The following is a 3,760-nucleotide window of genomic DNA, read 5'->3' as shown; positions in this document are numbered from 1 at the left end:
GCCGGGCACGGAGCGGGCGGCGCACCTGGCCGAGCTGCAGGTGCCCTTGCTGTTCCTGCAGGGCACACGCGACGAGTTGGCCCGCCTGGACCTGCTGCAGGGCGTCGTGCGAGCCCTGGGCGATGGCGCCACGCTGCACATCGAGGATGACGCCGACCACGCCTTCCATGTGAGGGCGCGCAGCGGACGCCGCGACGCCCAGGTGGTGCAGGCGCTGGCCGCTGCGATGGCGGCATGGTTCGAGCGGGCTTCCTAAAATCACGCCAATGACTGTCCACGCCGCTCCCATCGTCTGCATCGGCGGCCTCAATGTCGACCGCAAGCTCAAGCTGCTGGCGCACTCGCTGCGCGGGTCGTCCAACCCGTGCGAATCCCATGAGACCCCCGGCGGCGTCGTCCGCAACGTGGCCGAGAACCTGGCACGCCTGGGCCTGCCGGTGGCCTTGGTGGCCGCCGTCGGCGACGACGCGAGCGGGCAAATGCTGCTGAAGCAGGCCGAAGCCGTCGGCATCGACCTGCGCGCCATCATCCGGCTGCGCCGCCATGCCAGTGACAGCTACACGGCCGTGCTCGCGCCCGACGGCAGCCTGGAACTGGGCCTTGCTGCCATGCCGCTGGTGGAGAGCCTCAACCCATGGGCGCTCGGCGCCAGCAAGGCATTGCGCGCCGGCGCGGCGCTGATCGTCGCCGACGGCAACCTGCCCACGGACGCCTGGCCGCTGCTGCTCGGCGAGGCGCGCGCCAGCGGCGTGCCGCTCGTCTGCGTGGCAGTGTCCGAGGCCAAGATGGAGCGCCTGCCGGAGCAGTTGGCCGGCCTGCACCTGCTGATCCTGAATGCTGGCGAACTGGCCTGCGTGGCGCCCGAGCCGCTGGACGCCTTCGCCGCCCTGCACGCGCGTGGCGTGGCCCGCGTCCTCGTCACCAAGGGCGCCGAGGGCCTGCTGCTCAGCGAGCCCGACCGCGCGCCGCGCCACTGGCCGGCGCCCGACGTGCGCGTCGTCGACGTGACTGGCGCCGGCGATGCGCTGTCGGCCGGCGTTTGCGCCGCGCTGCTGCGCGATGCGGCTGACTTCGACGCCGCCGCCCGCCTGGGCCTGGACCTCGCTGCGCTGACGCTGCAGACCGAGGACAGCGTCCATCCCGAACTGACCTCCGACTTTTTGCTGAAGCGATGAACGAACTGATCCAACTCTCGCCCGAAGTGGCCTCCGCCCGTGAACTGGGCCGCCCTATCGTCGCCCTCGAATCGACCATCATTGCCCACGGCATGCCCTGGCCGCAGAACCTGGAGACGGCGCGCCAGGTCGAGGACGTGATCCGCATCGAGGGGGCCGTGCCGGCCACCATCGCCGTGATCGGCGGTCGCATCCGCGTCGGCCTGACCGACGCCGAGCTGCAGCAGCTCGCCCAGGCGCCGGACGCGATGAAGCTCAGCCGTCGCGACCTGCCCTACGCCATCGCGACGGGCCGCCTGGGTGCGACGACGGTGGCTGCGACCATGATCTGCGCCCATCTGGCCGACATCCAGGTCTTCGTCACCGGCGGCATCGGGGGCGTGCATCGCGGAGGCGCCGAGAGCTTCGACATCTCGGCCGACCTGCAGGAACTGGCGCGCACGCCGGTGGCCGTGGTCTGCGCCGGTGCCAAGTCCATCCTCGACCTGGGCCTGACGCTGGAATACCTGGAGACCCACGGCGTGCCGGTGCTGTCCGTCGGGCAGGACAACTTCGCGGCCTTCTTCACGCCCGACAGTGGCCTCAAGGCCGATTTCCGCATGGATGACGCGGCGACTCAGGCGCGCTTCATCCGTGCCAAGTGGGCCCTGGGCCTGGGCGGCGGCGTGGTCGTCAGCAATCCGGTGCCAGCCGGCGAGGCGATGCCGCGCGAGGAGATCGACGCCATCACGGCGCAAGCCCTGGCCGAGGCGCAAGCGCAGGGCATCGTCGGCAAGGCCATCACGCCGTTCCTGCTGGGCCGCATCAAGGCATTGACCGGGGGGCGCAGCCTGTCCACCAACATCGCTCTCGTGAAGAACAACGCGGTGGCGGGCGCACGGCTGGCGCGCGCGCTGCAGGCCTGAGAGAAAAAGCACGGCTGGGTCACTGCCAGAAACCTGCCCTTAAAACTGCCCGGTTAAGCTGGTCTGTTTTTTCGGTCAATCCCTATTACTTTTGGCAGCCCCAGCCTCATGCGTTCGACCCCCCATCTGATGATCTACTGCGGTCTGGCCATCGTGGCCCTGAGCGGCTGCGGGCGCAAGGCCGATGCTGACGGCTCGGCGGCGTCCTCCGGCGCGTCGGCCCCGGCCGCCGCGGCGAGCGCGCCGCCGGCGCAGAACGTCGGCGTCGTCAAGGTCAAACAGGCTGACGTGCCGATCACCGTAGAAGCCAGCGGCACGGTCACCGCGCTGCAGAGCGTGGACCTGCGCGCGCAGACCACCAGCACGGTGGCTCAGGTGCTGGTCAAGGACGGCCAGAACTTGAGGAAGGGCGAGTTGCTGTTTCGCTTCGACGATCGCGCCGATCGCGCTGCGTTGGACAAGGCCCGCGCCCAGCTCGCCCGCGACCGCGCCGCCCAGGCCGACCTGGAACGCCAGCTCAACCGCGCCAAGGAGCTGAAGGCGCAGAACTTCATCGCCCAGAACGCAGTCGACACGGCGCAGGCCAACTTCGATGCCGGCCAGGCCCTGATCCGCAGCGACGAGGCGGCCGTCCAGGCCGCCCAGGTGACCGTGGGCTACAACGAGCTGCGCGCCCCCATCAGCGGCCGCGCCGGGATCGTCAACGTCTTCCCCGGCAGCCTGGTGCAGGCGAACGCGACGGCAGCACCGCTGGTCAACATCGCGCAGCTGGACCCCATCGCCGTCAGCTTCACGGTGCCGGAGACGCAGCTTGGCTCGCTGCTGAGCGCCACGCGTGCGGGCGAGCTGGACGTCGAGGCCATCGTGCCCAGCTCGGCTCGCGGCACGGCGCCCATCAAGGGCCGCGTTACGGCGGTGGACAACCTCGTCGACGCCACCACCGGGACCATCAAGGTCAAGGCCGAATTCGACAACAAGACCCAGACGCTTTGGCCGGGCCAGTACCTGCGCGTGCGCGTCACGCTGCGCACGCTCAAGGGCGTGACCGTGGTGCCGCAGGCCGCCATCATCATGCGCGGCAACGAGCGCTCGGTGTACGTCGTCGGCCCTGACAACACGGCCAAGCTCGTGCCGGTGCAGTTGCGCCAGGCCATGGGTGAGCAGGCCGTCGTCGAGGGCCTGGAGGCGACGGCCCAGGTCGTCATGGAGGGCAAGCAGAACCTGCGCCCGGGAACGCCGTTGCGCATCCAGCCCAGCGGCGGCGCGGGCGCGGCACCGGCAGCTTCGGGCGCCGGAAAATGAGGTTGACCGAAGTCTTCATCCGGCGGCCGGTCATGACCGTGCTGCTGAACCTGTCGTTGGTCATCGCGGGTCTGGCGGCCTGGAGCAAGATCCCGGTCGCGGCGCTGCCGTCCTACAACACGCCCATCATCAACGTCGGTGCCTCGCTCCCCGGGGCGTCGCCCGAGACCATGGCCTCATCGGTGGCGCTGCCGCTGGAGAAGCAGTTCTCCACCATCGCCGGCCTGCAGACCATCTCGTCGACCAACACGCTGGGCAACACGTCGCTGACGCTGGAGTTCGACCCCTCGCGCAACATCGACGCCGCAGCCGTGGACGTGCAGGCGGCGCTGTTCCGCTCGCTGCGTGCGCTGCCCGCCGAGATGACCTCGCCGCCCA

General features: G+C 70.1%; 5 protein-coding genes. All 5 read left to right on the top strand.

Going from position 1 to position 3,760, the window contains the following annotated elements:
• The coding region (locus VGF12_RS04530) for an alpha/beta family hydrolase (protein WP_331174854.1) at window positions 1-256 on the top strand (256 nt) is incomplete at its 5' end.
• Window positions 257-266: 10 nt separating this feature from the next.
• Window positions 267-1,175, top strand: coding sequence for a carbohydrate kinase family protein (locus VGF12_RS04525; RefSeq protein ID WP_331174853.1), 909 nt, complete (start codon window positions 267-269; stop codon window positions 1,173-1,175).
• A complete protein-coding gene (locus VGF12_RS04520; RefSeq protein WP_331174852.1) occupies window positions 1,172-2,080 on the top strand; it encodes a pseudouridine-5'-phosphate glycosidase in 909 nt (302 codons plus the stop codon). Before VGF12_RS04525 ends, VGF12_RS04520 begins: the two co-directional genes overlap by 4 nt.
• A 108-nt stretch (window positions 2,081-2,188) precedes the next feature.
• Window positions 2,189-3,382: an efflux RND transporter periplasmic adaptor subunit gene (locus tag VGF12_RS04515; RefSeq protein ID WP_331174851.1), complete on the top strand. Its 1,194-nt coding sequence runs from the start codon at window positions 2,189-2,191 to the stop codon at window positions 3,380-3,382.
• The coding region (locus tag VGF12_RS04510; RefSeq protein WP_331174850.1) for an efflux RND transporter permease subunit at window positions 3,379-3,760 on the top strand (382 nt) is incomplete at its 3' end. The genes VGF12_RS04515 and VGF12_RS04510, both read left to right, overlap by 4 nt.

The sequence above is a fragment of the Roseateles sp. genome, assembly GCF_036404855.1.
In the GTDB taxonomy this organism is placed as follows: Bacteria; Pseudomonadota; Gammaproteobacteria; order Burkholderiales; family Burkholderiaceae_C; genus Pelomonas.
This window is presented reverse-complemented; position numbering and strand designations above follow the sequence as displayed.